We start from the raw sequence: 26,934 nt of genomic DNA, 5'->3' as shown, positions 1-26,934 counted from the left end.
AAAATAATGCAATCATCGATTCCCAAATCAAAGGGTGACCGTATTTTTACAGTATGTAACTATATTTTCTTGTCTCTTTTGATACTATCAGTTCTTTATCCACTCATCTATGTTGTTAGTGCATCTTTTAGTTCTGCAGATGCTGTAGCAAGTGGACGAGTCTGGTTATGGCCAGTGGACTTTAGTCTAGAAGGATATAAAGCCGTTTTTGACTATAATATGATTTGGACAGGTTATGCGAATTCATTATTTTACATGGTTGTCGGAACATCTATTAATGTTGCTTTAACTATTTTGGCGGCATATCCATTATCAAGAAGAGATTTTCGAGGTAGAGGAATTTTCATGTTTTTATTCGTTTTCACGATGATGTTTAACGGGGGATTAATTCCAACATATCTTCTTGTAAGAGATTTAGGTATGTTGAATACGCGTTGGGCACTGATTATCCCTAATGCGATGGCGGTTTTCAACGTTATCATTACTATGACTTATTTTAGATCGGTGATACCTAAGGAGGTTCTTGAATCGGCCCAACTTGATGGGTGCAATGATTTCAAGTTTTTATTGAAAATCGTGTTACCGCTTTCAGCTCCTATTATTGCTGTGATATCCCTATTTTATGCAGTCGGTCACTGGAACCAATATTTTAGTGCTTTAATTTATTTAAGGGATACGGATTTATTTCCGCTGCAACTTGTTTTGAGAAATATTTTGATTCAGAGTGAAATCGATCCTTCTATGATAAGTGATATAGGTAACTACCAGAAAAACGTCGGTTTAAGAGAACTTTTAAAGTATGCTTTAATTGTTGTAGCCTCACTTCCAGTATTAATTATTTACCCATTTGTTCAAAAATACTTTGTCAAAGGAGTAATGATTGGTTCGTTAAAAGGTTGATAACCAATTGATGAATTGTCAATTACCTTACTATTAATCTTAATCCAAGTTTACTAACCACAAAAGAGGAGGAATTATAATGATCCGAAAGACTTTATTATTTCTATCGTTAGTATTAGTTTTTACCATGTTAACTCTGGCTGCATGTTCCCCAAATGATGAAACTGAAAAAGATAAAAATGAAGAAATAGAACCTATTGTTACTAAAAATGGTGAGTTTCCAATCGTAGAGGAAGAAGTGACACTAGATGTCCTTATACCATCAAATAGCGAAGTTGAAGATTTTGAAACTAATGCATTTACAAAGTGGTATGAAGAAAAAACTGGCGTAAACATCAATTGGGAGGTCATCCCGGAAGAAGGGGCAAAGGAAAAATTAAACCTGATTCTTATAAGTGGTGATTACCCAGATGTTATTATGCATATGGGTTTAACCCCTGCACAGTTAAGAGTATACGGGGAAAAGGGGATATTTCTTTCCTTGAACGATATGATTGATGAATATGGAATCGAATCAAAGAAAATGCTTCAAAATATGCCAATGGTTAAAAATGGAATCACAACACCAGAAGGAGAAATTTATGCATTACCACAAGTCAACGAATGCTTCCATTGTTCTGTTTCCCAAAAAATGTGGATTTATAAACCGTGGCTTGACAAACTAGGTTTGGATATACCTACAACAACTGAAGAATTTTATAATGTAATGAAGGCTTTTAAAACTGAGGATCCGAATGGTAACGGTAAAGCTGATGAAATTCCTTTATCAGGGATGAAAAATGCATGGCATGAAAAAGTGTCAGGTTTTCTTATGGACCCTTTCATATACAGCGATATGTATGTTAAAGGTGATACAATTGCTGTCCCGTGGAATAAACCAGAATGGAAAGAAGGTCTGGAATATTTAAACAAAATGTATTCTGACGGTTTGATTTACTCTGGTTCATTCACACAAGGTACTGAACAATTCAAAAAACTAGGTGAAAACCCAGGTGAGGCAATATTAGGTGCGGCTCCAGCTGCAACCCGCGGATTCTTTTCAGATGTAGATATAACATCTGATGATGCAAGAGGACCCGATTTTGTTGTCGTTCCTCCTTTAGAAGGACCGAACGGTCAACGTATAGCCTTACATGAGCCCACTGCAATCACTGTTCCAGCTGAGTTTGTAATCACAAATAATGCCGAACATCCTGATGTTGCATTTCGATGGGCGGATGCTATGTACCAAGAAGAAATAACACGTCGTTCAGTAATAGGTAGACCTGGAAAGGGATGGAAAGAGGCTGAAGAAGGACAAATAGGTTTAAACGGAGAACCAGCAACTTGGACGTTAATTCCAGCTGAGGAGAAAGAGGATAATGCGGCGTGGATACAAACTGGGCCATCATTAAGAACAAAAGAGTTCCGTTCAGGAAAAGCAGTTCCAGAAGGAAGTCAAGAAGCAGTATTGTGGAATGCAAGTAAAAAATATGAACCTTACATTTCAGAAACTATTAACCCCGTACCACCTTTATTTTTTACTGAAGAACAATCTGTAGAAATGGCGACTATTGAAAAAACTATTACAGATTATGTCGACGAAATGACAGCTAAATTTATTATAGGAGATGCTAGTCTAGAGGAGGATTGGGAAGAATATATTGCAACATTAAAGAGTATGGGAATTGAAAGGTATGTGGAAATATATCAAAGTGCTTATAATGAAAAATACAAATAAAAAATGGCTTGAAAAGCTTTATGATATTTAGTTTAAAGGGGGAAGTCATCGCTCTTCCCCTTTATCTTACTTTACCGGAAAAGTAGTATAAACAACGGAAACTTTCGTCGGTTTTGATATCTTTATCTTTTGTAACAAAACACGGTTAGGCTGATCCAAAGCAGCATTAAATTAATTTATGGGGCGGGGAATAAAAATGACGACACCTCAACAGGTTAAACCAACTCGAAGGCAGCTAGAATATCAAGAATGGGAATTCGGACTGTTTCTGCATTTTGGTTTACGAACCTTTTACGAGGGATATATTGATTTTGATGAAAGGCCGATGTCACCTTCTACATTCAATCCAATTAATTTGGATTGCGAGCAGTGGATTCGCACGGCGAAAGAAGCTGGGATGAAATACGCTGTTCTTACCGCGAAGCACCATGATGGATTTTCGAATTGGCCTTCGAAATATACGGATTTTTCTGTCTCCTATTCTTCATGGAAGAATGGTCAAGGCGACGTTGTCCGTGAATTTGTTGATGCATGCCGTAAATACGATATCAAACCGGGACTATACTATTCTCCGTATGATGGCTCGGCTGACTTCTATAACCAAGATGCCCAAGCGTACGATGATTATTTTGTCAATCAAATAACCGAGTTGTTAACTAATTATGGGGAAATTAACATCCTTTGGTTTGATGGATGTGGGTCAGAGGGACATAAATACGATTGGAAACGTATTATCGGTGAAATCCGGACCCTACAACCCAACATTCTTATTTTCAATATGGCTGATCCTGATTTTCGTTGGATTGGTAACGAAGACGGCATTGCTCAGGTTCCGTGCTGGAATGTTGTGGATTCTACTGAGCTTTCCATTCTTACAGACAACAAGGAACAACTAAGTGAACCACTTTGGTTACCAGCTGAGTGTGACGTGCAATTGAGGTGCAATTGGTTTTTTAGCGACAGGGACGAACATACAGTAAAAAGCTGTGAAGAATTAATGGGCCTCTATTATCATTCCGTAGGACGAGGAGCCAATTTATTGCTTAATATTGGTCCTAACCGACAAGGTCTTCTCCCAGAAAAGGATACAAAGCGATTACTCGAATTTGGTGCAGAAATTAGTAACCGTTTTGACAATCCGATTGCATCTCTCGGTCAGTGTGAAGCCAAAGATGGAAAATGGATATATCAAACCCAGGATCCGCACCTGCTCGACCATGTAGTTATCCATGAAGATTTAAAGAACGGCGAAAGGGTTCGGAGTTTCAAAATAAAAATTATAAGTGCGAAGTCCCACCGTCCATGCACTGTCCATGAAGGGAGAAATATTGGACATAAAGCAATTATCCGACTTCCAGCTGTAAAAGTCCGTGGTGTTATTCTTGAAATCACGAGTAGTGTCGGAGAACCAGAAATTCGGGATTTATCATTCTATCATCTTGATAAGTAATTTTTGTATGTTCGGCATTTAAGTTGGGACGTATTACAATGCTGATGTTATGGGGCCAGTACGATTTTATATAAACTACTGTAAGAGATGTAAACAGTAGTTTATCAAACATACCTTATGAAACTGTTAAAAAATATGCTTCCTAATAGATTGATTGACATTCCTTAAGAGAGCATGAGACGTGAAATGTAGAAGTAAATTGAAATTAATGGGCGCTCCACAAAGAAGTGTGGTAGTCTGCCTTGATACACATAACTAATTCTTTATTACTTTAATAGACGTTATGTTGTGCCTGAGTTATTGACAAATTTAAGAAAGGGGGCTAACTGAATACTATTCAATAAACTCTGGCTTAAATATAAAATAATTATTTAGGAGGAGTGTCATACTTGAATAGAAAAAAACAGGGTTATATTTTTAGATGTTTATTTTTGTGTTCATTGATTCTAGTTCTTGGGTTTAGCTTAATGAAAGGTACCCCTGCTACACATGCAAACAGTATAGTTTCTGATGAAAAGTCCTATGAGGAAATTGCCGATTCACTTGGGAACTTAGCATACGGAAAGCAGGTCGAAGTTAGCAATTTTACCTCAGACGGGAATATTGCCTATAAGAAGCCGGTTGAAGCAAGTAATGTTTATGCTGACATCCAAGAATATAACGGTGGAAAAGCAGTTGACGGTGATCCTGCAACACGCTGGGCTACAGATGTAAGTACTGTAACACTGGAAGTCGATTTTGGATCAACTTTAACGTTTGACAAGATAGAACTCACACAGTTTTCTGAAAGAATTCTAAGCTACAAGATCGAGTATTGGAACGGATCAGAATGGCTTGAAGCATACACGGGTGGAAAGGCGAAAGCAGGATATACGAATGTTGCTGATCAAGGCAAATTCACTCCTGAAACAGCTGTTTTTAGTCCTGTAACAGGAAGTAAAGTAAGGTTAAATATTACGGACTCAACGTTTGAACCAAGCATCTGGGAATTTAAAGTCTTCAATACGAAGGAAAATACGGGAGAGTACCGTAACTCAATGTATAACGGCAATAAGGCCGTTGATGCGAATCCAGGTACTCGTTGGGCTACTGACGATAACATTGAAACAGCTGATTTGATCGTCAATCTTGGCGAAGAAAAAACGTTTAATAAGATCGTGTTCAAACAATTAGAGCAAAGAATCGTAGATTACAAGATTGAATACTGGAATGGTTCCGATTGGAAAGATGCGTATGTTGGTAAAAATCCAACCTCAACAGATAACGTTACGTTTGCTCCGGTAACCGGAAGCAAAGTTAAATTCAACATTTCCAAAACCACTGGGGGACTTGGACCAAGTATTTTCGAATTTGAGGTGATCAATACGAAAGCAAATAAAGGGTTGTCACGTGGAAGCAAAGTATTGGTCGAAAACGGGATGCAGCAACAAGCGTGGATTACAACAGATGAAACAGGGCGCCATTATCCGACGGCCGAAGAGTGGAACGGAATTCATTTTACGACGGCAACCTATTATGAAGCTCCGCTTTACAACGATACGTTTCATAAGTCGGTCCCTGATGCGCTCTGGTCGATTGCGAAAGCTCCTTATGCTGAGCACTTGGACGCTGGACCAACATCGGATGATCATTTCTTGAATGAAGAACAGAGAGCACATCTCGACAGCCTTGTCAGCATGGCTTTTGGCGATGAAGAAGGTTACACGACAGAAATTGTTGGTTATTTGAACGATTGGTATGATTTAAGCCGCAAGTTATATCCAAATGCTCTTGTTCATAACAATCAATGGGCAGGGCAATGGAGCCAGGAACAGCTGCGATTATACATGAGAGCGGCAAAACCTGATTTATTAACATTCGATAACTATTATTTCAGTGAAAACTCTCATTATCCTGGTGGCAGTGTTACTGGTTTGTATAACTCTCTAAACTACTACCGAACGATAGCTCTTGAAGGGTATGACGGAACAGGACAATCACCGATTCCGTTTGGACAATATACTCTGGGATACAAAACGGGGGATACTCCGCCAGTCGTCGGTCCATATGTCGTATCCGAATCACAAATTAATATTGTCTCTTTTGCGACTTGGACAATGGGTGGTAAGTGGACGAACTTATTCCGCTGGGAGGACAATTCGGATGTCTTCCTTTTCTATGATGAAGAGGGCAATTTAACACCGCAATACTATCAATATGCTGAGATGGCAGAACAAGGAAACAATTTGGGGGATTTACTTGTTCGCTTGGACAGTACGGATGTTCGTTTTATTCCGGGCGAACACATAGTGAATAATGAGGTTGTAACTAATAGGAAACCAGATTCACTCGAACTATGGGACAATTCAACTGATTCGCATATTCAAAATATTAACATTGAGAATATTGGCAATGCAAATGCTGGTTTGAAAGGGGACGTATTAATTGGTTATTTTGAACCGCTTCCAGGTTTGCCGAAGGAAGAGCTAGAAAAACTTCCGTCGAAAAAAGCTGAATACTTCATGATTATGAATGGGTTGACGGCAGAGGGGAAAGAAGGTTCATCGGAAAACACTAGTCAGACCATTACACTTGACCTTGACGTCAGAGGGCAGGGACCAAAATCACTATTTAAAGTCAATAAAGATACAGGGCAGATTGAACAGGTCAAACTGACACACGTCAAAGGTTATCATTACAAAGTGGATGTTACAATTGGCGGAGGAAAGGCAGATTTGTTCTTTTGGAAGTAGAGTGTATAAATATGGCGAACATTTATTAAACTTCTTTGAAAATGGATGACTAACAAGGAAAACCCAAGATGCAAACGTTAAAAATAGTTTTGATTTGATAGTAAGAAGTTCTCCGCATTAGGCGGGGAACTTTTTTAAAAAAAGAGTTAGTGTGATGTATGATGATTTAACCGGAGTATATCCAATCTGAACTTTGCTTAAGTATATCCCACTCATTTTAATAGCAAAATAGTAAAAACAGAGTCAAAGAGATAACATTCCTAGGCTTAATTGATGGAAACAAAAGTCAATCATAGTACTATTGATGATTATCCGTCCGGTCGTCAACCACGTTTATACATGAGAAAAATGAAAGTATAAATCTAAGGGAAAAACCTGTTTTTTATATTTTGGAGGAAAATGCATATGGAAATATATCAGGATAGTAGTCTTTCCATACATGAAAGAGTAAAAGATTTAATATATCATATGTCTTTAAAAGAAAAAGTAGGTCAATTAAACCAGAAAATGTATGGTTGGAATGCCTATAAAAAAACAGATAATGGTTATGAGTTAACCGATGCTTTTAAAGAACATGTCTCCAAATTTGATGGAATGGGTGCTTTATATGGTCTGTTTAGAGCTGATCCATGGTCCAATGTGAATTTTTCAAATGGAATTGCAGCTAAAGATAGTGCGATCGTCACTAATATGGTCCAACAGTATATTAAGGAGAACACAAGATTAGGTATACCTGTTTTATTTTCTGAAGAATGCCCTCACGGCCACCAGGCGTTAGATAGTACCTTATTTCCTACCCATATCGGGTCAGGTGCATCTTGGAATCCTGATTTACAACAACAAATTTCCCAGTGCGTAGCTGAGGAATTAAGGGTTAGAGGTGCGCATCTTGGCTTAGTCTCCACCTTGGATATTGTTCGCGATCCTAGGTGGGGAAGAACAGAGGAATGTTTTAGTGAAGATCCATATTTATCAGCTAGAATGACGAAGGCAGTGGTTCGTGGAATGCAAGACGAAGTTAATGAAAAGGGAGTTTCCCCAAAAGTAATCTCTGTTTTAAAACATTTTGCCGCCCAGGGAGCAGGAATTGGGGGGCATAATTCAGCACCTGCATTAATCGGTGAAAGAGAATTGCGTGAGTTGTATTTACCGCCGATGAAAGCAGGTGTAGAATCCGGTGCTCTAGCTTGTATGGCTGCCTATAATGAAATTGATGGTGTTCTTTGTCATGCTAACGGGCGACTGTTAACAGGCATACTTCGTGATGAATGGAACTTTAAAGGAATCGTAATGGCAGATGGTACTGCACTTGATAGACTGCTGAAGCTAACAGGTGATCAAGAACTAGCCGCAGCATATGGATTGAAAGCAGGAGTGGATTTGAGCCTGTGGGATAACGTATATACTACTATCAAAACGGCTGTTGAAAATGGAAAAGTACAAGAAGAACTGGTAGATCAATCAGTATCCCGCGTTTTATATTTAAAATTTAAGTTGGGGCTATTTGATGACAGACGATTTATCGAAGAAAGTGAACCTTTGAAGGTTATAGGATGTCGTAAATCTACTGAAATCAATTTAAATATGGCTCGTCAATCGGTTGTTTTACTTAAGAACAAGAATAATATTTTACCAATAAATAAGCGTATAAAAAAAGTTGCTGTAATTGGTCCAAGCGCTAACAATATATATAGTTTATTAGGCGATTATACTCCTCCGCAACGCAAGGGAAATGTCATTACTATACTTGATGGGATACGCTCTATTGTTAATCAAGATACGGTAGTATCTTATGCAAAAGGAAGTGGATTTAGAGATAATTCTAGTTCAGATTTGCTAGCTGCAAAAAAAATTGCGGACGAAGCAGATATTGTAGTAATGGCTTTAGGTGGTACTAGTGCAAGAGACTTCAATATGGAATTTGAAAATAATGGAGCTGTTAAACAATATAGTGAAAGAGAAATGGATTGTGGAGAAAATGTTGATGTGGCAAATTTAGATCTTGGTGGGGCACAACAAGAACTTGTACAGGAAATTGTTTCAACAGGGACTCCTGTAGTTGCTGTTCTTATTCAGGGCCGTCCCTATTCGATTCCACGTATTTCGCAACAATGTGATGCAATACTTACTGGTTGGTATCCAGGCCAACAGGGAGGCAGAGCGATAGCTGAAGTATTATTTGGGGATGTTAATCCAAATGGCAAGCTCCCAGTTTCGATTCCATATTCATCTATGCAATTACCAGTTTACTATAATTACAAGGATAGTGGTGCGAAAGTAAATTATTTCGATATGAGTGGAATTGCGTTATATCCTTTTGGACATGGATTAAGTTATACATCATTTGATTATTGTTTTTCTATAAATAGCAAAGAAGTAATAACTTTAAGAGAATTGAAAGATTCAAAAAAAGTTAAGGTTTCTGTGGATGTGAAAAATAGTGGAAATAGAGATGGTTATGAAGTGTGTCAACTGTACATTAAAGATATGGAAGCAAGTGTGACACAACGAATTAAAGAACTAAAAGGATTTAAGAAGGTCTGGTTAAGGGAAAATGAAACGAGGACTATTACATTTACACTTGGTTTCGAGGAATTGGCTATATGGAATATAGATATGGATTTTGATATTGAACCTGGCACAGTAAAACTGATGGTTGGTGGATCTTCAGCTACTAGTATTGAGAAAGACCTGCTGATAAAAGTCTGAAACTTCGATTTTGAATGTAGCAATAGAAAGGATTAACAGATATGCAGCGAATTCAACGATTAATTAGTAATTTACAAGCAAACCTCTTTGTGGAGATACGAGAAATCCAAGACTGGAAAGTAAAAAGGGCCCTTTATTTAAATCCTGAAGAATATCAATTTGATAAGAACAATAATGAAGATCTAAAGGGTAATATCGGAGATTGGCTTGCAGACTCTGGTACTACCACCTTTCTGGAAAAGGAAGTAGATCTACCAAGAGAATGGTCAAAAGATCACGTTGGTATTGTATTTAAAGCAAATGGGAAGGGAAAGGAATCTAATTGTGAATCTTGTATCTCAATACAAGGAACACCCATACAAGGGTTTGATAGAAATCGAGATTTTTTATTAATTCCAGCTCAACTAGTTAAAAACAATAAATTACATATTCAAATCGAATTATTCAACCCAGTTGGAATTCCGAAAGATAGTTTAAGGGGATTTAATCAGGTTGCTGAACCTGAAACGGAACCACCACCGGTATATTTGGAAAAAAGCTATCTAGTCTATATAAATAAGGAAGTTCAAAGTCTTTTATACACAATGGAAGTATATTATAAAAATGCGACACTAATGGATGATGGGGATCAGCGTCGTCATTTATTAATCAAAGCTTTGCAACATGTTGTAGAAACGCTTGGTATGCCAACTAGGGAATCCTTACTTGATTCAAAATTTATAAAAACGTTGGAAGTAGATTTAAAAAATAAAGTAAGTGAACTAACAGGTTATAGAGAGGGGACTATTAGAGCGGTTGGACAATCACATATTGATATCGCTTGGTTGTGGCCTATCAAGGAAACAATAAGAAAGGCAAGCCGTACATTTTCTAGCGCCTGTACCTTATTAGAAGAATATAAAGACTTTGAATATGCTCAAAGTCAACCGCAGTTATTTGCATACTTAAAAGAACATAATCCGAAAGTGTATAAGCGAGTTAAGCAAAAGGTTGCAGAAGGTCGATTTGAAATTATTGGTGGTATGTGGGTGGAACCGGATTTGAATATACCATCGGGGGAATCTCTTGTACGACAATTGTTATATGGCAAGAAATTTTTCAAAGAAGAATTTGATGTGGAGCCTCGAGTAGAATGGCTACCAGATACTTTTGGCTATTGTGCGTCCTTACCGCAAATTCTTAAAAAGGCCGGTACAAATTATTTTATGACAACGAAACTTAACTGGAATGATACCAATCGTTTTCCATATGACCTTTTCTATTGGGAAGGAATTGATGGCACAAAAATATTATCTTATTTGCACACTATACTTGGACAAAATACTGAACCAGCTGATATAAAAAATACCTGGATGGATTTCAACCAAAAAAATGAGTATCCGGAAAGAATGTTAGTGTATGGTTATGGTGACGGTGGAGGTGGTGTAACAAGAGACATGATTGAAAAGTTGGAACGTTCCACTAAACTTCCGGCACTTCCAGATGTGAAGTTTGACAAAGTGCATAGCTTTTTTGATCGTATAAATAAGAAGAATCCTTATCTTCCTAAATGGTATGGAGATCTATATTTAGAACTCCATCGTGGAACCTATACTACTCACGCGGAAGTAAAAAAGAATAATAGACAGGCGGAATCTCTTTATAGAGAATTAGAAATTTGGAACAGCTTTGCTTATATGGTTTTAGGTAACAACTATCCGACCAGCGAAATAAAAGAGGGATGGAAGACATTATTGCTCAATCAATTCCATGATATTGTTCCAGGTACTTCGATTTCATCTGTATATGAATTATCAAGGCAGCAGTACAAAGTTTTATTTAAAAAAGGTAATGAACTAAAAGAAGTAGCAGTTAACCGTATTGCCCAATCCATCGATACGGAAGGACTTGGCCAACCTATAGTTCTATTTAATAGTCTTAATTGGTTTCGAAGTGAGAAGTTAACTATTACAGGTGGAAAAGAACTACTAGAAAAAGAAATTGTGGATAAAGAAGGAAATATCTATGAGGCAGATACTATTAATGAAGGTGCAAAGGTTAAGCTAAGCGCTTACATTGATGGTATTCCTGGTATGGGTTATAAAGTGGTGTGGCTGCAGGACAGAAGTGAAAGAGAAATTGCTCCTTTAGATGGATTTAATGGTTATTGGGAGACATCTTTTTATCAAGTGGAATTTAGTACCAACGGGTGGATAAGCCGATTATATGATAAAAAAGCCGACAAGGAAATAATAAAAGATAGAGAATTTGCTAATGAGTTTGAACTATTTGATGATTTGCCCACAAATTGGGACGCTTGGGATATCGACTCGAGGTTTGAAAAACAGCGTGCTATTAAGCCTAATTTAGTCAGTTCAAAAGTGATTCACAAAGGCACAGTTTCGGACAGTTTATCATTTAAGTGGGAAATTAATAATTCGTTTATTAGTCAGGAAATTATTTTTTACCATCATAATAGAAGAATAGATTTTAAAACTAAGGTAGATTGGAAGGAAGAACATAAACTTTTGAAAGTTGCCTTTCCCGTAAATGTTTATAGCCCAAATGCTACATACGAAATACCATTTGGTTCTGTTCAAAGACCCACTCACAACAATACAAGCTGGGAACAAGCCCAGTATGAAGTCTGTGGACAACGTTGGGCGGATTTGTCGCAGGGTGACTATGGTGTAAGCCTTTTAAATGATAGTAAATATGGATATGACATCAAGGGTAACAGAATAAGACTTTCTCTTTTAAGAGCACCAAAATGGCCGGATAACTCAGCAGATATGATGGAACACGAATTTACCTACTCTTTATTCGCCCATGAAGGGGATTGGAGAAAAGGGGATACGGTTAAAAAAGGTCATGAACTAAATTCTCCAATTACGGTCTTAAAGGTAGAGTCCCATCCGGGTATTTTGCCTAATACTATGACATTTCTGGAAACGAAAAGCAAGAGTGCGATAGTTGATTCAGTAAAACAAGCGGAAAACGGGGAAGGTATTATTGTAAGATTGTACGAATCAGAAGGAAGTGAATCAACTACAACAATTCAATGTAAGTTCCAAGTGAATTCTGCCAATGAAACCAATTTACTAGAACAGTCTCCTAATAAAATTCCAATAAGAGACGGGATAGTAAACAGAAAGCTCAGTCCTTATGAAATTTGCACACTTCACATTACCAAATAACGCAACGGGTTGGCGACTTGATTCCTAAATACCAGGTTTGAAAGTATAAAATGATAACATCCTTACTAATATAGACTGGCAAGGATGTTATCATTTTAATTATGAGCTGAAGAATTCCTTACAATTAATTTAGATGGCAGTACAATTTTTCTAAACTCTGGAGGAGCAGTCTTTTCGATTCTTTCAATAAGCATTTGTGCACCAGTGAAACCAAAGTGATAGGCGGGCTGCGCAACAACTGTTAAAAAGGGATTTAAGTCGATGGAAGGATCCAAGTCGTCAAAACATACGACTGAGATATCCTCTGGAACGCGAATATTAATTTTCCGAAGTTCTTTGATCGTATTAATTGCAATAAAGTTATTAGCTGCAAAAATTGCTGTTGGTCGTTTTTCTAATTTAACAGATAATAACTTTGATATGTCCGAATTCGAATCCTTGTTTTTATAATGACTTTGGAGGATAAGTTCTTCATGAACCGGTAAATTATATGCATTTAATGTCTCAATATATGCTTTCTGACGTTCACGAGCTGTTGAAATATCAAGAGGCCCATTGATGATCGCTATTTTTCTATGCCCTTTATTAATAAGGTGTTCTAATATTTTACGGGTTCCTTCTTGGCTATCTCCATGTACTGCATCACAATTGATACCTTCAATTTTACGATCAAGTAAAATGAACGGGATATTATATTTATTTAATGTTCGTAAGTTCTTTCTTGATTTATCTTCAGATGGAGTAATAAGTACACCGCCTACTCCTGTTGAAACCAGCATATTTATGTAGTCTGACTCCTTGTCTATATCTTCATCACTGTTACATAATAAAAGGCTGTATCCCATCTGTTTTGCTTTATCTTCTGCTCCACGTGCCACTTTTGTAAAAAAAGGGTTTGTTATATCAGTTATAACAAGAGATAAAATTTTGGATTTCTTTGAAGTTAAGGAACGTGCGGATGAATTAGGAATATAGTTCAACTCATTAATAGCATTTTCAACTTTTGTTCTTGTTGCTTCACTCACTTTTCCTGATTTATTTATAACCCTTGATACAGTCATAGGGGATACATTCGCCTTTGTGGCAATGTCGTAGATTGTGACCATAGCTAACTTCCTTTCTATATTTACCTTCCATTATAGAGGAAGTTTAAAAAGTCACCAACTATTTCTCCGTTGGTGAATAAAGAACTTCTGACCTTGCAGCTACAAACATGTGCACAAGTATAGTTTCTTCCGTATATTTATCAAAATATTTATAATTGACAATAAATTGTTTTGGTGGTATTTTGATGTTATCGGTAACAATAGTTATAAAATAAGGGGGGTTATATTTATCAAAATTGATGCTCACCAACATTTCTGGAAACTGAACCACTTGGATTATGGTTGGTTAACAGAGGAACTACCGATACTATATCGGGATTACTTGCCGCACGATTTAGAGCCACATTTAAGGCAACACGGGATTGACAAAACAATTGCCATTCAAGCTGCTCCCACTATAAAAGAAACAGAATTTTTATTGGAATTGTATAGTCAATATGAATTTATTGCAGGCGTAGTCGGTTGGCTTGACCTGGGATCTCCAACATTCAAAAACGACTATCACCGTCTGAGGGAACATGTTGGATTTGTTGGAATTAGACCTATGTTGCAAGACTTAAATGATGATAGATGGATAGTACGACAGGAAGTCATGAAAAACATCGAACGACTTATCTCTGATGACTTTCCATTAGATCTATTAATCTATCCACGTCATCTGCCAGTTGTTTTGGAGCTTCTAGAACACTTTCCACAACTTAGGGCTGTTATAAATCATGCTGCAAAGCCTACTATAAAAAATGGAATTACAGCATTTTGGGTAGATAACATGAATGAAATAGCATCATATGAAAATGTCATGTGTAAAGTGTCAGGTTTGATCACAGAAGCGGACCATCAACATTGGAAGCATGAAGATTTTGAACCCTTTATTCAGCATCTTGTCAACGTGTTTGGCACCGATAAGCTCATGTTTGGAAGTGATTGGCCAGTTTGCTTACTGTCAGGAACCTATCACAACGTGTATGAATTATTCGAGAACGCATTATCACAAGATTTATCTGAAAAAAAGTACTCTAAAATAATTGGTGAAAACGCAAGCGGATTTTATAAATTAAACCTTTAGTTATTGATTGATAGGGAAGTGGTTGGATGAAATGGGAATACATGATAACTGTTGACGATGGAGAAATATCAGAGTTAGGTATACAAGGATGGGAGTTGGTTAGTGTAGTACAGCAAAATAACGAGGTCAAACTATATTTTAAAAGACCTATACAAAGCTTCAGAGATCGTATTACATGTGAACAACGGGACGCAGTGTATAGAGACCTTTTGGAGGGAACGGGATGAAAAAAGTAGGAATTCTTCATCCAGAAGTGTCACATTTGGTGGCAAGCCTAGGACATACAGATTATGTTGTGTTAGCAGACAAAGGTTTCCCTGTTCCGGACCATACAAAACGTATTAATCTAGGTATTACGGAAGATTTGCCGACTATTTTACAAGTGCTTAACGTAATAGTAACAGAATTACAGATTGATAGAATTATTGTTACGGAGGAAATGCTAGATATTAGTCCAGAGCGATTTAAAGTTCTACATCAGAAATACCCTAATATTTTATTTGAAAAGATAACTCATCAAGAATTCAAAGAACTTTCAAGCCATTCAAAAGGGATTATTAAAACTGGTGATACATGCCCATATGCAAATATGATTGTTGTATCAGGATAAATTAATATAAGAGGTTGTTCAAAAAGTCCGGTAAAAATAGCTGTCGAATTTCTTCGTTACTCGGTCTCTCCGGTCCTCACGTATTAAACGTATACGATCCGGTCCTCGAGACTGTCGTGCCTCGAACTTCTCGGCTCTTTTGATCCTCCTTTTTGAACACGCACTTTAAAAAGTTATACATACTAATAAATGAAGGATTTGATGTGGATGAAAATTACAGACGTTGAAACATATTTACTCGATGTACCGTTAAGGCAAAGAGCAATTACCGATTCACAAACAAAGCTGGAATCTGTAGAATTTGTGGCTGTTCGCATAGATACAGATGAAGGAATCAGCGGTTGGGGATTTAACTGGAATTATACAAAGGGTACCCGTGCTGTTCAGGCAATTATCGATGATACATATGCCTCAAAACTTATAGGAAAAGATCCGCTCATGTATAAAAATGTGCTCCGTGAACTTCATTATACAAACCATTTTATTGGTCAAGTTGGTATTACGCGTGTTGCGTTATGCGCGATCGAGCTCGCATTGTGGGATATTAAATTGAAAGTTGCTAACATGCCTTTATGGAGGTATTTGGGGCCTGTCAAGGATAAAGTGAAAGCTTATAATACAGACGGCGGATGGCTTGAAGTGACGACAGATGAGTTAGTTAAAGACATGGCTGCGCTAGTAGAACGTGGATTTGATGCAGTTAAAATGAAGATAGGTTTACCGAATCCACGTGAAGACTATGATCGAGTGAAGGCAGTCCGAAAAGCAATTGGTGATGATATTAAATTGATGGTCGATGCAAATACAGTTTGGGATTTGAAAACATCAATCGTTTGGGGAAGGAAGCTTGAAGAATTTGATATTTACTGGCTTGAAGAGCCGATGAATCCATTTGACAAAAAGGCACATGCTGATCTCGCCCGTAGACTAGATGTACCGATTGCTATCGGAGAAACGGTATATACAAAATATGATTTCCGCGATTACATTGAAATGGGTGGAGTTAGCATTGTCCAAGCAGATGCCACAAAGCTCTCAGGTATCGATGAATGGTTAGATGTTGCGGCATTGGCAAGATGCTACAATTTGGAAGTCATTCCTCATACGAACGTACAACAAAAGCTACATGTTCAATTAGCAGCGGCCACACCTAATGTTCCTATGGTTGAATATTGCTATGAATCTATTATCGATATATGGGAAAATCCGATAAAAGTCGAAAATGGTTATTATTCATTACCAGAGGAGCCAGGTCTCGGGTGTAAGTTAACTGATAAAATTTTAACGGAATGTAGAATCGGATAAGAAAGGTGACGTTTACATGAAATTAGTGACATTTACTAAAAATGATCAGGACTTTGTTGGTACAGTAATCGATAACCTGGTGATTAACTTAAACCATTTACTAGCTGAACCGTCGCTTACAATGATGGATATTGTAGAGCGCGGGCTAAGCTATATTAAAAAGATTGAAACTAAACTTACAGACTTAGATATGGATAATGGTCAGGAGTTTATCCTTAACATAGATGAAATTGTCTTTAAGGCGCCATTACCGAATCCAGGTAAGGTTGTTTGTGTGGGACTAAATTATATGGATCATTGTCGCGAACAAAATGTAGAACCACCTAAAGCACCATTAATTTTTTCAAAGTGGTCAAGTTGTGTTGTTGGCCATGGAGAAAATGTGATCCTGCCTATAGAGTCTACACAAGTTGATTATGAGGCTGAATTAGGAGTTATTATTGGAAAGAAAGGAAAAAGCATTACGGAGGATAACGTATTTGACCATATATTCGGATACGTAATCGTTAATGATATTAGCGCAAGAGATGTCCAATTTGCTGATGGACAGTGGGCTCGCGGAAAGTCTTATGATACATTCGCGCCTTGTGGCCCATATCTAGTGACTGTTGACGAGGTAAGTGATCCACAAAAATTATCTGTTCGTTGTACAGTAAATGGTAATGTTCTTCAAGATTCAAATACGAAAGAAATGATTTTTACTATAAAAGAAATTGTTGCTTATCTTTCCAAAGGATTTACATTCGAACCTGGAGATTTATTATCAACAGGTACGCCACATGGAGTTGGAGTTTTCAGGGACCCTCAAGTATTTCTTGAGGATGGCGATGAAGTGATTGTAGAAATTGAAGGTTTAGGCATTTTGAAAAATACATGTGTTCGTGAAACAGAAAGCTCAGGCGTTAATTAGAGTAAGGGGTGAAAAAATGCGGTTAGATAAAAAGGTTACCTTAATCACGGGTGCTGGGTCTGGGATCGGCAAGGAAACAGCGCTCCTGTTTGCGAAAGAAGGGGCAAAAGTAATTGTCAATGACTTAAATGAAGCAGCAGGAAATCAGACCGTTACAGAAATAATTCACCATGGTGGAGAAGCATTATTTATTCAAGCAAACGTAACAAATGAATCAGATGTTAAGAAAATGGTCGAGGAAGTACTTACTACGTATGAGAAAATTGATGTTTTGTTTAATAATGCAGGTATTAGTGGTATAGGAGTATTGCACGAGAACGAATTAGAAAATTGGAAAAATGTCATAAACGTAAATATTAATGGTGTTTTTCTTGTTTCTAAGTATGTCATTCCTCACATGATCAAACAGCAAAATGGTTCTATTATCAATATGTCATCATGCATTGCGGAAATTGGATTAGCAAACCGAGCGTCCTATGCAGCGACGAAGGGAGCAGTGCTTTCTTTAACAAAATCCATGCAGGTTGATTATGCAAAAGACAATATCCGTGTCAATGCATTGATGCCAGGTACAATCTTCACGCCATTTGTGGAAGATTACTTGTCGAAGGACCCGAATCCTGAAGCTGCCATCGATTCAATTAAAAGACGACAATTAGGTGGTGACCTTGGTAAACCAATTGATGTTGCCTATGCCGCACTATATCTTGCATCTGATGAATCAAAATTTATGATGGGTTCGCCATTTATGATTGATGGCGGGGTAGTGAATGGAAAATAGGTTAATAAAAATATCCTGATCATTGAAAGGAAAGAACAGCAATGAAAAGACTAATGAACAGAACTGCCCTTGTAACAGGTGGTAGCAGAGGAGTTGGAGAGGCTATTGTTCTCCAATTAGCAAAAGAAGGTGCGGATGTAGCTATTAACTTTACTTCTGACCGATCAAAAGACTTGGCTGAACGTGTCAAAGAAAAAGTGGAAAACCTAGGTCAACAGGCAATGATAGTTCAAGCAGATGTTGGTAATAAACAGCAAGTTGATCAGATGATAGAATCAGTACAAAAAGAACTAGGCGAAATTGATATTCTAGTCAACAATGCAGGTATTGCGCCATTTGAACCATTTATGGAACTGTCAGAAGAAACATGGGATCAGACATATAATACAAATGTCAAATCTATCTTTCTATGCTCCCAAGCTGCCGCAAAAGGGATGATCGAAAGGCGTAATGGAAAGATCGTTACTATTACTTCTACTGCTAGTTTGATGGTCACCAGCCCAGTTATTCCTCATTATATATCATCAAAGGCTGCTGCACATCAGCTTACGAAAGCATTAGCGATTGAATTGGGAAAATATAATATAAATGTTAATGCGGTTGGACCGAGCACAATTGAGACGGATATGTGTACGGATTACTTGGCAGATAAAGCGATTTATGAAAAAGAAGTAGAGGCAAATCCGATGAAAAGATTAGGAACCGCCAAACAAATCGGGGATGCTGTCGTTTTCCTAGCATCAGAAGAAGCAATGCAGGTAAATGGCCACTTATTAATGGTCGACGGTGGCTTGACAGTTAAAGCTGCACAGCCTGAGGATCATCTAGAGCATTAGGAACTTCTTATAGAGGTTGTTCAAAAAGTATCCAAGAGTCCCTGCACCTGTGTCTACCAGATTAGACTAACGAAGAAAGCTTCCTCGGTGCAACTCGCAGTCTTCGTGCAAGTACCGCTCGTTGATAAACGGCGAATTTCTACGTTACTCGGTTTTTCCGGACTTGCACACGGACGTGCTGACTTCGACGTATTCACAGGACGTGAAGTACTTAGTCGAAGTTCCATATGTACCTGCGTCTACTAGTTCACCTTTGAAGTAAGCTTCCTCGGTACAACTCGTAGCTTTTATGCAAGTACCGCTCGTCGTTCCGGTCCTCAAAACTATCGTGCCTTGGGCTCACACGATGTGAGTCAGTTCGACGTTGTTACAGGACGTAACGTATTTAGTCGAACTTCATTAACAACAAGATTCGTCTATTTTTTGAACACGCACTTATAAAAATTAATTTTTTTATGCTGAAGGATAAGAATTAGATGGTACTTATCTTTTCAATTCATCAAATTTTGGAGGTATTCAAACATGAGCACAAGTACAAATGAGAAGAAATATGCAAATTGGTCCGACTCATATGGGAATGCTGAATGGCTTATTAATGACCGTTTTGGCCTATTTATCCATTTTGGTCTTTATACACCAGCTGCACGCCATGAATGGGTTATGACGCATGAGAAAATTCATCCAAAAATGTACCGAAAATATTTCGAATATTTCGAACCAGATCTATTTGATGCAAAGGAATGGGCTAGGACCACCAAAGCAGCAGGTATGAAATATTTCGTCATAACAACAAAACATCATGAGGGATTTGCATTATGGGATACGAAGTTAAGTGATTATAAGGTGACAAACACACCGATAAAACGAGATTTGCTACGTGAAGTAATTGATGCTTTTCGGGAAGAAGGCTTAAAAGTAGGATTATATCATTCATTAATCGATTGGCACCACCCAGAGTTTACGATTGATGGACTACATCCGCAACGTGATGACGAGGACTTCAAAAAAGAAAATACAGATCGGGATATGAATAAATATTTGGAATTTATGCATGGACAAGTTCGGGAATTATTAACAGATTACGGTAAAATTGATTATATGTGGTTCGATTTTTCATACCCACACCGAGACTGGGGATGGTCTAAAGGAAAAGGAGCTATTGATTGGCAGTCTGAGCAGCTGGAGAAAATAGTGCTAGATTTACAGCCGGATATTCTTATTAATGATCGCCTCGACTTAAATCGTGGTGTGATAACTCCTGAACAGTACCAACCAAGCGAACCGGTTGAGAAAGATGGGCTTCCAGTTATATGGGAAGCATGCCAAACAATGAATGGAACATGGGGCTATCATCGCGATAACCTAGATTGGAAATCTACCGATACGCTGCTTAAAATGTTAATTGATACGGTTTCAAAAAGTGGTAACTTTTTATTAAATGTTGGGCCTAACGGGCGTGGTGAATTTGACTATCATTCAATTGATCGTTTAGAAGCAATCGGTGAATGGATGAGATTACATTCCCGTTCGATTTATGAAGCAAAACATAGCAATTACAAAGCTCCTATCGATTGTCGTTATACCCAAAAGGGAAATCGTTTGTATCTTCATATTTATTCTTGGCCATTCCGACACATTCATTTAGAAGGATTAGCTGGAAAAGTTAACTATGCACAGCTACTTAATGATGCGTCAGAAGTTTATTTTAGAGAATTTGATCCTGAAGAAGTAATTACAAGTACGGAGACGAAGATTGATGTTAACTCAGTTGTTTTAGATCTTCCAGTGCAAAAACCAGATGTAATGGTACCTGTTGTGGAGCTGTTTTTAAAGAATTAAAGGCTAATCTTTATTCTATTAACAGTAATCGTTCGTTTTGAACAAATCTTGCTTTATTACAAGGGTTTAATGGAACGATTGGTGAATCTATTAGCATTAATAGTTGAGGAGGGAACTATGGCGGGTAAAAACAGACCCAATATTTTGTTTATTATGAGTGACGATCATGCAGCACATGCAATGAGTTGTTATGGGAGCAAAATTAATAAAACGCCTAACCTTGACCGTATAGCGAATGAGGGAATACGGTTTAACAATTGTTTTTGCACGAATTCAATTTGTGCACCCAGCAGGGCTGCTATTTTGACAGGGACATATAATCATGAAAATGGAGTGAAAACGCTGGGAGACAATCTTGACGGAAGAAAACCAAATGTTCAGAAACTCCTGCAAGAAAACGGATATCAAACAGCGATTATTGGAAAGTGGCACTTAGGGCACGGAGGGGTTCATGATCCATCGGGTTTTGATTATTGGAATGTATTACCTGACCAAGGTGATTATCATGATCCTACAATGATTGAGATGGGGGAACAGAAGGTTTATAACGGGTATGTAACGGACATTATCACGGATCTTTCCCTAAATTGGTTGAAATATAGATCAAAGGATAAGCCGTTTATGCTAATGTGCCACCACAAAGCACCGCATCGTCCATGGGAACCTGATGAAAAGCATGCTCATCTGTATGAGACAGCTGACATTCCAGAACCGGAAACATTTCATGATGATTATAGTAATCGTTCGAATGCTGCGAAAGAGGCAACAATGCGGGTAGATCAAGATCTTAATAAAATTGATTTAAAAGAAGATCCACCCGAAAACCTGTCAGCAAAGGAATTAAAAAGCTGGAAGTATCAAAGGTATATTAAAGATTATTTACGTGTTGTTGCTTCCATTGATGATAATATCGGAAGAATGCTTGATTATCTCGATGAAGAAGATCTTACGGAAAATACAATCGTCGTGTACACATCAGATCAAGGATTTTTCCTTGGTGACCATGGTTGGTATGATAAACGATTTATGTATGAAGAATCATTGAGAATGCCATTTATCGTACGCTATCCATGTGCCATCAAGATTGGATCTGAAACGGATGATATGGCATTAAATGTAGACTTTGCTGAAACATTTCTTGACTATGCAGGCATTGATGTTCCAGATTTTATGCAGGGTACTAGTCTACGTCCTCTTATGGAAGGCAGCACACATGATGATTGGCAAACTTCCCTTTATTATCGATATTGGGAGCATTTGAGTGAACCCCATAAAGTTGGTGCCCATTACGGAGTACGTACGACAAGATACAAGCTCATTCATTACTATGGTGAATCATTGGGAGCGTCCAATACCATTGATGAATCAAGAACACCAGAATGGGAACTGTTTGATTTAAAAGAGGATCCTTATGAAATGAATAATGTCTATCATAATCCGGATTATACAGGGACTGAGAAACATTAAAAAGTGAACTTTATCGACTGAAGAAAAAAGCGGGGGATAAAGAGTGAAAAACGCCCTGCATAGCATGCTCTTAATCTTTAATATAACCGGTTCGATAATGGAAATTAGATAAAGGTAATGAAGAGAGAGGTGTGTAAATTGGTAAATGTAGCAGTAGTAGGAACTGGAAGTTGCAATGATAAACATCTTGAAGCCTGGTCTCGTATCCCGAATGTAAATATTGTTGGGGTTATTGATGTAGCTGAAGAAAACAAACAACAATTGCCTGAAGCATTTAGGAGTAAAGTAGTTGATAGATTGGCAGATTTAAAGTCAGTACATACCGATATAGTCGATCTTTGCGTGCCAGCAAATGACAGGGCTGACTATGTACGTCAGGTATCAAAAGAAGGTTATCATATAATATGTGAAGCACCTCTAGCATTAAACGTGGAAGAAGCATCTTCAGTTTTAAAAGAATGCCAAGAAAAAAATGTGCAGATTCAGATTGGGCATAACCTTCGATTCTCACCAGAATATCTTGATGCAAGGAACCAGGTAAAAAGTGGAAAGATCGGTAAACCGGGTGTAATGAGGCTAGCAAGCGGAACAGCACATCCAGGTAGGGAATTTGATATATTCTCCAATTTGGGTATACATCAATTTGACTGGCTAACCTGGACTTTTGGTGACGTTGAACGAGTGATGGCAAAACACATCAAAAAAGAGCGTCACGATGGAACATTAATTGAATACGCCTTGATAACACTTCGGATGGTGGACCAAACGTTAGCGCATATAGAATTATCTTGGGCAGCAACAGAAACGGAGACATCGTTTGAACTGACTGGGGATCAAGGAATGCTTACTCATAATAGCAATGAAAGTTATCCAATCGATGTACAACTTGCTACCAGTGAAATAATTGAAGAAAGTATTTTAGACAAGACAGCCCTACAGCGTCAAATGGAATACGTTGTTAAAAGCGTGGAAGCACAAGATAAAACGATGGTTACAGGAGATGATGCTTTAAAGGCGATTCGAATAGCAGAAGCTGCAAGGAAATCAGTGGAAATCGGCCAGCCTGTTTTGTTAAAGGAGGTGCTGTAATATGAAAGTGGGAATCATTAGTTTTGCTCATATGCACGCATTGGCTTATGCACAATATTTAGTAAAACACCCAGGAGCAGAATTAGCTGGAATATGGGACGCTGATGAACAACGCGGAAATAAGATGGCAAAACAATTTGAATCTAATTTCTATGTGGATTTAGATGAACTTTTAGAGACAGACATTGAGGCAGTAATCATCTGTTCTGAAAACACGAATCATAAAGAGCATGTATTGAAAGCAGCAAGCTATAAAAAGCAAATTTTATGCGAAAAACCGATTGCAACTGAAGTAGTAGATGCAACAGCGATGATTAAAGCTTGCGAAGAAAATGACGTGATTTTACAAGTCGCATATCCAGTTCGCTTTGCTCCAGCTATTAAAAAAGTGAAAGCCATTGTTCAATCTGGGAAATTAGGCGAAATCATCGCTGTAAATGCAACTAACCACGGTCAAATGCCGGGTGGTTGGTTTGTTGAAAAAGAATTGTCTGGTGGGGGTTCAGCAACAGATCATATCGTCCATATCATGGATTTGCTTCGTTGGATGTTAAAGGATGAAGTGAAAAATGTATACGCTGAATTTGATACACGATTCTATGATATTGATGTTGAGGACTGCGGTTCGGTAATGCTTGAGTTAGAATCTGGTACGATCGTATCGATTGATCCAAGCTGGTCACGTCCTGAGACATTCCCAACATGGGGTGATGTTACGCTGAAAATTGTTGGAACAGAAGGCACAGTAACAGTTGATGCATTCAAACAACATTCCATTCTATACAATGATAAAGAAGGGAAAATTCAACAACAACCGTGGGCTGAGGATATGGATGAAGCTCTTGTGAATGACTTTATTGACTGTGTTAAAACAAGAAGAAAGCCATTTATTACAGGAAATGACGGGTTACGAACATTGGAAGTTGTAAAAGCAGCTTACAGGTCAAACGAATTAAAACAAGTGGTTGTGCTTGAGCGTAATTAGGTTTTTCAGGAAGTGAGGGAGCATTGGCAGCGATTAATAATGTGTCAAACGTTGTTGGCGAGCTTCAATGCCCCTTATTTGTACCGAGTAAAGAAAGTATAAAAGTTTGCGGCATGGATGTAATGTCTAGCTCCAGTGCCCAAGTGCTCGAGGTCGCTTCGATTCTTCCACAAACACAAAAAGCGTGTTATGTTGCAGAATCTCCAGCGCTTGTCGCACCTAAACGGGCGCTTGCGCTTTTCTAGATCTATTGAATGGAGGTTTACCATATGAAACTCGGAATGAGTTCCTATAGTTTAGTAGGAGCAATGAACTCAGAAAATATGTCAATTTTGGATGTCATTCAATGGACAGCTGATCAAGGTGGCGAACATATTGAACTAGTCCCGATGGGCTTTACTTTGGGTGACAATCCGGAACTAGTGAATGCTATTCGTCAAAAAGCTGAAGCAGTGGGTATTGAACTATCAAATTATGCAATTGGTGCAAATTTTTTAACAGCGAGTAAATCGGAATATGAAAAAGAAATTGAACGTGTTCAAAAAGAGGTAGACATCGCACAACGATTAGGCATAAAACTTTTGAGGCATGATGTTGCCTGGAAGCCTGCTAGCGAAACATCAATTCAACAATTTGAACAAGATTTACCGAAACTCGCAGATGCTTGCCGGAGAATTGCTGATTATGCAGCACAATTTGATATTGTGACCAGTGTTGAAAATCATGGTTTTTATGTCCAGGCAAGCGACCGGGTCCAACGTTTAATTGATTATGTAGATCGACCAAATTTTAAAACGACACTTGATACAGGGAATTTCCTCTGTGTTGACGAGGATCCAGTTGCTGCAGTGAAGAAAAATATTCAATTGTCATCAATGGTTCATATTAAAGACTTTTACCATCGACCTTCATCTGTTAATCCAGGAGAAGGCTGGTTCCAAACAACTTCAGGCAACTATTTAAGAGGTGCAATTTGTGGTCATGGTGATATTAACTTACATGATGTCATGAGAATAATTAAACAGTCTAGTTATGATGGGTACATTTCGATTGAATTTGAAGGTATGGAAGAATGCAAAAAAGGATCAAAAATCAGTTTAGATAATGTCCGTAGAATTTGGGAAGAAGTTTAATAGAGAGGAAGGATGAAGAATATGGGGAAATTAAAAATTGGTGTGATTGGTGCAGGCTCTATTTCTGATATGCACTTTCAATCCTATCAAAAGAATAACGAGGTAGAAATCTATGCCATTTGTGATATGAATGAGCAAAGAGCACAGGAAAAAACGAACAAGTACGGTGCTGAAAAGTATTATACGCACTATAAAAACCTACTAGAAGATCCACAAGTTGATGCAGTAAGCATTTGTACATGGAATAACTCCCATGCTGAAATTTCAATTGCTGCCTTAAAAGCAGGTAAACATGTTTTGATTGAAAAGCCATTATGTAAAACAGTAGAAGAAGCACACCAGATAGAAGAGGCAGTAAAGGAAAGTGGGAAAGTGCTTCAGGTAGGCTTTGTCCGTCGTTTTGGAACAAATACTGAAGTATTAAAAAAGTTTATTGATTCAGATGAACTTGGAGAAATATACTATGCAAAAGCGTCCTGTATAAGACCATTAGGGAATCCCGGTGGCTGGTTTGCAGATAAGGAAAGGTCAGGAGGCGGTCCTTTAATAGATTTAGGAGTCCATGTTATTGATTTATGCTGGTATCTTATGGGAAAGCCAAAGGTTAAATCCATAAGCGGCAACACCTATTCCAAACTTGGAAACCGTTCAAATATTAAAAATCTATCCTTCTATAAAGCTGCAGACTATGACCCTGATTACAATACAGTGGAAGATATGGCTAATGCAATCATTCGATTTGAGAATGGTGCTTCCTTGATGATTGATGTCAGTTTTACGCTTCATGCCAAGAAAGAGGAATTCGCAGTCAGCTTATATGGTGACAAGGGTGGAGCGGAAATTGAGCCCGAACTTTTGCTTGTAACTGAAAAAAATGACACGATTTTAAATGCTCAACCACAAATTGACTCATTGTCGTTTGATTTCAATAAAGGATTCCAGAGTGAAATCGACCATTTCGTATCTTGTTGCTTGGGTGAAAGAGAGACAATCAGCCCAGTTCAAGACGGTGTAGAAATGATGAAAATACTTTGTGGTATTTATGAATCAAGTGAAACAGGAGCGGAAGTCCAATTTGATGAGGATGTGGAAGTAAAACAATAATTTTTTTGTAATTTCA

At 37.9% G+C, this 26,934-nt stretch carries 21 protein-coding genes; 20 read left to right on the top strand and 1 reads right to left on the bottom strand.

Going from position 1 to position 26,934, the window contains the following annotated elements; translation table 11 throughout:
- Positions 1 to 6: 6 nt before the first annotated feature.
- The 6 genes from NON16_RS10360 (at position 7) to NON16_RS10335 (ending at position 12,687) form a co-directional block, all read left to right on the top strand.
- Positions 7 to 900 (top strand): carbohydrate ABC transporter permease, encoded by an 894-nt coding sequence (locus NON16_RS10360; RefSeq protein ID WP_257348911.1) that lies wholly within the window; start codon positions 7 to 9, stop codon positions 898 to 900.
- Between the two features lie 79 nt (positions 901 to 979).
- A complete protein-coding gene (locus tag NON16_RS10355; protein WP_257348909.1) occupies positions 980 to 2,620 on the top strand; it encodes an extracellular solute-binding protein in 1,641 nt (546 codons plus the stop codon).
- Positions 2,621 to 2,816: 196 nt separating this feature from the next.
- Positions 2,817 to 4,070: an alpha-L-fucosidase gene (locus NON16_RS10350; protein WP_257348908.1), complete on the top strand. Its 1,254-nt coding sequence runs from the start codon at positions 2,817 to 2,819 to the stop codon at positions 4,068 to 4,070.
- 389 nt (positions 4,071 to 4,459) lie between these two features.
- The gene (locus NON16_RS10345) at positions 4,460 to 6,802 is read left to right on the top strand and encodes a discoidin domain-containing protein (RefSeq protein WP_257348907.1); all 2,343 of its coding nucleotides are present in this window, start codon (positions 4,460 to 4,462) and stop codon (positions 6,800 to 6,802) included.
- Between the two features lie 405 nt (positions 6,803 to 7,207).
- Positions 7,208 to 9,511, top strand: coding sequence for a glycoside hydrolase family 3 N-terminal domain-containing protein (locus NON16_RS10340; protein WP_257348905.1), 2,304 nt, complete (start codon positions 7,208 to 7,210; stop codon positions 9,509 to 9,511).
- A gap of 41 nt (positions 9,512 to 9,552) precedes the next feature.
- On the top strand, positions 9,553 to 12,687 hold the full coding sequence (locus tag NON16_RS10335) for an alpha-mannosidase (RefSeq protein WP_257348904.1): 3,135 nt from the start codon (positions 9,553 to 9,555) through the stop codon (positions 12,685 to 12,687).
- A 95-nt stretch (positions 12,688 to 12,782) separates the two neighbouring features.
- Here the strand turns inward: NON16_RS10335 and NON16_RS10330 are convergent, their stop codons facing one another.
- A complete protein-coding gene (locus tag NON16_RS10330) occupies positions 12,783 to 13,793 on the bottom strand; it encodes a LacI family DNA-binding transcriptional regulator (RefSeq protein WP_257348903.1) in 1,011 nt (336 codons plus the stop codon).
- A gap of 109 nt (positions 13,794 to 13,902) precedes the next feature.
- On the opposite strand from NON16_RS10330, the gene NON16_RS10325 reads away from it, so the two are divergent.
- The 14 genes from NON16_RS10325 (at position 13,903) to NON16_RS10260 (ending at position 26,918) form a co-directional block, all read left to right on the top strand.
- Positions 13,903 to 14,859, top strand: a complete 957-nt coding sequence (locus NON16_RS10325) for an amidohydrolase family protein (RefSeq protein WP_257348902.1) — start codon at positions 13,903 to 13,905, stop codon at positions 14,857 to 14,859.
- A 26-nt stretch (positions 14,860 to 14,885) separates the two neighbouring features.
- Positions 14,886 to 15,086, top strand: coding sequence for a hypothetical protein (locus NON16_RS10320; protein WP_257348901.1), 201 nt, complete (start codon positions 14,886 to 14,888; stop codon positions 15,084 to 15,086).
- A complete protein-coding gene (rbsD, locus tag NON16_RS10315) occupies positions 15,083 to 15,469 on the top strand; it encodes a D-ribose pyranase (RefSeq protein ID WP_257348899.1) in 387 nt (128 codons plus the stop codon). Before NON16_RS10320 ends, rbsD begins: the two co-directional genes overlap by 4 nt.
- Positions 15,470 to 15,676: 207 nt before the next feature.
- Positions 15,677 to 16,774, top strand: coding sequence for a mandelate racemase/muconate lactonizing enzyme family protein (locus NON16_RS10310; RefSeq protein ID WP_257348897.1), 1,098 nt, complete (start codon positions 15,677 to 15,679; stop codon positions 16,772 to 16,774).
- A gap of 16 nt (positions 16,775 to 16,790) precedes the next feature.
- Positions 16,791 to 17,684 (top strand): fumarylacetoacetate hydrolase family protein, encoded by an 894-nt coding sequence (locus tag NON16_RS10305; protein ID WP_257348895.1) that lies wholly within the window; start codon positions 16,791 to 16,793, stop codon positions 17,682 to 17,684.
- Positions 17,685 to 17,700: 16 nt separating this feature from the next.
- Positions 17,701 to 18,465 (top strand): SDR family NAD(P)-dependent oxidoreductase, encoded by a 765-nt coding sequence (locus NON16_RS10300; protein ID WP_257348894.1) that lies wholly within the window; start codon positions 17,701 to 17,703, stop codon positions 18,463 to 18,465.
- A 41-nt stretch (positions 18,466 to 18,506) separates the two neighbouring features.
- Positions 18,507 to 19,301: an SDR family NAD(P)-dependent oxidoreductase gene (locus tag NON16_RS10295; RefSeq protein WP_257348892.1), complete on the top strand. Its 795-nt coding sequence runs from the start codon at positions 18,507 to 18,509 to the stop codon at positions 19,299 to 19,301.
- 522 nt (positions 19,302 to 19,823) lie between these two features.
- Entirely contained in the window at positions 19,824 to 21,140 is a 1,317-nt protein-coding gene (locus tag NON16_RS10290; RefSeq protein ID WP_257348891.1) for an alpha-L-fucosidase, read from the top strand.
- Positions 21,141 to 21,257: 117 nt separating this feature from the next.
- On the top strand, positions 21,258 to 22,607 hold the full coding sequence (locus NON16_RS10285; protein ID WP_257348890.1) for a sulfatase family protein: 1,350 nt from the start codon (positions 21,258 to 21,260) through the stop codon (positions 22,605 to 22,607).
- Positions 22,608 to 22,745: 138 nt separating this feature from the next.
- Positions 22,746 to 23,696, top strand: a complete 951-nt coding sequence (locus NON16_RS10280; RefSeq protein ID WP_257348889.1) for a Gfo/Idh/MocA family protein — start codon at positions 22,746 to 22,748, stop codon at positions 23,694 to 23,696.
- Between the two features lies 1 nt (position 23,697).
- Positions 23,698 to 24,681, top strand: coding sequence for a Gfo/Idh/MocA family protein (locus NON16_RS10275; protein WP_257348888.1), 984 nt, complete (start codon positions 23,698 to 23,700; stop codon positions 24,679 to 24,681).
- Positions 24,682 to 24,704: 23 nt separating this feature from the next.
- The gene (locus NON16_RS10270; RefSeq protein ID WP_257348887.1) at positions 24,705 to 24,926 is read left to right on the top strand and encodes a hypothetical protein; all 222 of its coding nucleotides are present in this window, start codon (positions 24,705 to 24,707) and stop codon (positions 24,924 to 24,926) included.
- Positions 24,927 to 24,950: 24 nt separating this feature from the next.
- Positions 24,951 to 25,814 carry a sugar phosphate isomerase/epimerase family protein gene (locus NON16_RS10265; RefSeq protein WP_257348886.1) on the top strand — a complete coding sequence of 288 codons (864 nt, stop codon included), beginning with the start codon at positions 24,951 to 24,953 and terminating at the stop codon, positions 25,812 to 25,814.
- 21 nt (positions 25,815 to 25,835) lie between these two features.
- Entirely contained in the window at positions 25,836 to 26,918 is a 1,083-nt protein-coding gene (locus NON16_RS10260) for a Gfo/Idh/MocA family protein (protein ID WP_257348885.1), read from the top strand.
- Positions 26,919 to 26,934: the final 16 nt, after the last annotated feature.

The sequence above is a fragment of the Pseudalkalibacillus decolorationis genome (assembly GCF_024609785.1).
Taxonomy (GTDB): domain Bacteria; phylum Bacillota; class Bacilli; order Bacillales; family Fictibacillaceae; genus Pseudalkalibacillus; species Pseudalkalibacillus decolorationis.
Note: the sequence above shows the minus strand (reverse complement) of the source record. Positions and strands in the feature narration are given on the sequence as shown.

Coding starts and splice junctions, on each gene's coding strand:
- NON16_RS10360 (WP_257348911.1), top strand. CDS start 7: ATGCAATCATCGATTCCCAAATCAAAGGGTGACCGTATTTTTACAGTA.
- NON16_RS10355 (WP_257348909.1), top strand. CDS start 980: ATGATCCGAAAGACTTTATTATTTCTATCGTTAGTATTAGTTTTTACC.
- NON16_RS10350 (WP_257348908.1), top strand. CDS start 2,817: ATGACGACACCTCAACAGGTTAAACCAACTCGAAGGCAGCTAGAATAT.
- NON16_RS10340 (WP_257348905.1), top strand. CDS start 7,208: ATGGAAATATATCAGGATAGTAGTCTTTCCATACATGAAAGAGTAAAA.
- NON16_RS10335 (WP_257348904.1), top strand. CDS start 9,553: ATGCAGCGAATTCAACGATTAATTAGTAATTTACAAGCAAACCTCTTT.
- NON16_RS10330 (WP_257348903.1), bottom strand. CDS start 13,793: ATGGTCACAATCTACGACATTGCCACAAAGGCGAATGTATCCCCTATG.
- NON16_RS10320 (WP_257348901.1), top strand. CDS start 14,886: ATGAAATGGGAATACATGATAACTGTTGACGATGGAGAAATATCAGAG.
- rbsD (WP_257348899.1), top strand. CDS start 15,083: ATGAAAAAAGTAGGAATTCTTCATCCAGAAGTGTCACATTTGGTGGCA.
- NON16_RS10310 (WP_257348897.1), top strand. CDS start 15,677: ATGAAAATTACAGACGTTGAAACATATTTACTCGATGTACCGTTAAGG.
- NON16_RS10305 (WP_257348895.1), top strand. CDS start 16,791: ATGAAATTAGTGACATTTACTAAAAATGATCAGGACTTTGTTGGTACA.
- NON16_RS10300 (WP_257348894.1), top strand. CDS start 17,701: ATGCGGTTAGATAAAAAGGTTACCTTAATCACGGGTGCTGGGTCTGGG.
- NON16_RS10295 (WP_257348892.1), top strand. CDS start 18,507: ATGAAAAGACTAATGAACAGAACTGCCCTTGTAACAGGTGGTAGCAGA.
- NON16_RS10290 (WP_257348891.1), top strand. CDS start 19,824: ATGAGCACAAGTACAAATGAGAAGAAATATGCAAATTGGTCCGACTCA.
- NON16_RS10285 (WP_257348890.1), top strand. CDS start 21,258: ATGGCGGGTAAAAACAGACCCAATATTTTGTTTATTATGAGTGACGAT.
- NON16_RS10275 (WP_257348888.1), top strand. CDS start 23,698: ATGAAAGTGGGAATCATTAGTTTTGCTCATATGCACGCATTGGCTTAT.
- NON16_RS10265 (WP_257348886.1), top strand. CDS start 24,951: ATGAAACTCGGAATGAGTTCCTATAGTTTAGTAGGAGCAATGAACTCA.
- NON16_RS10260 (WP_257348885.1), top strand. CDS start 25,836: ATGGGGAAATTAAAAATTGGTGTGATTGGTGCAGGCTCTATTTCTGAT.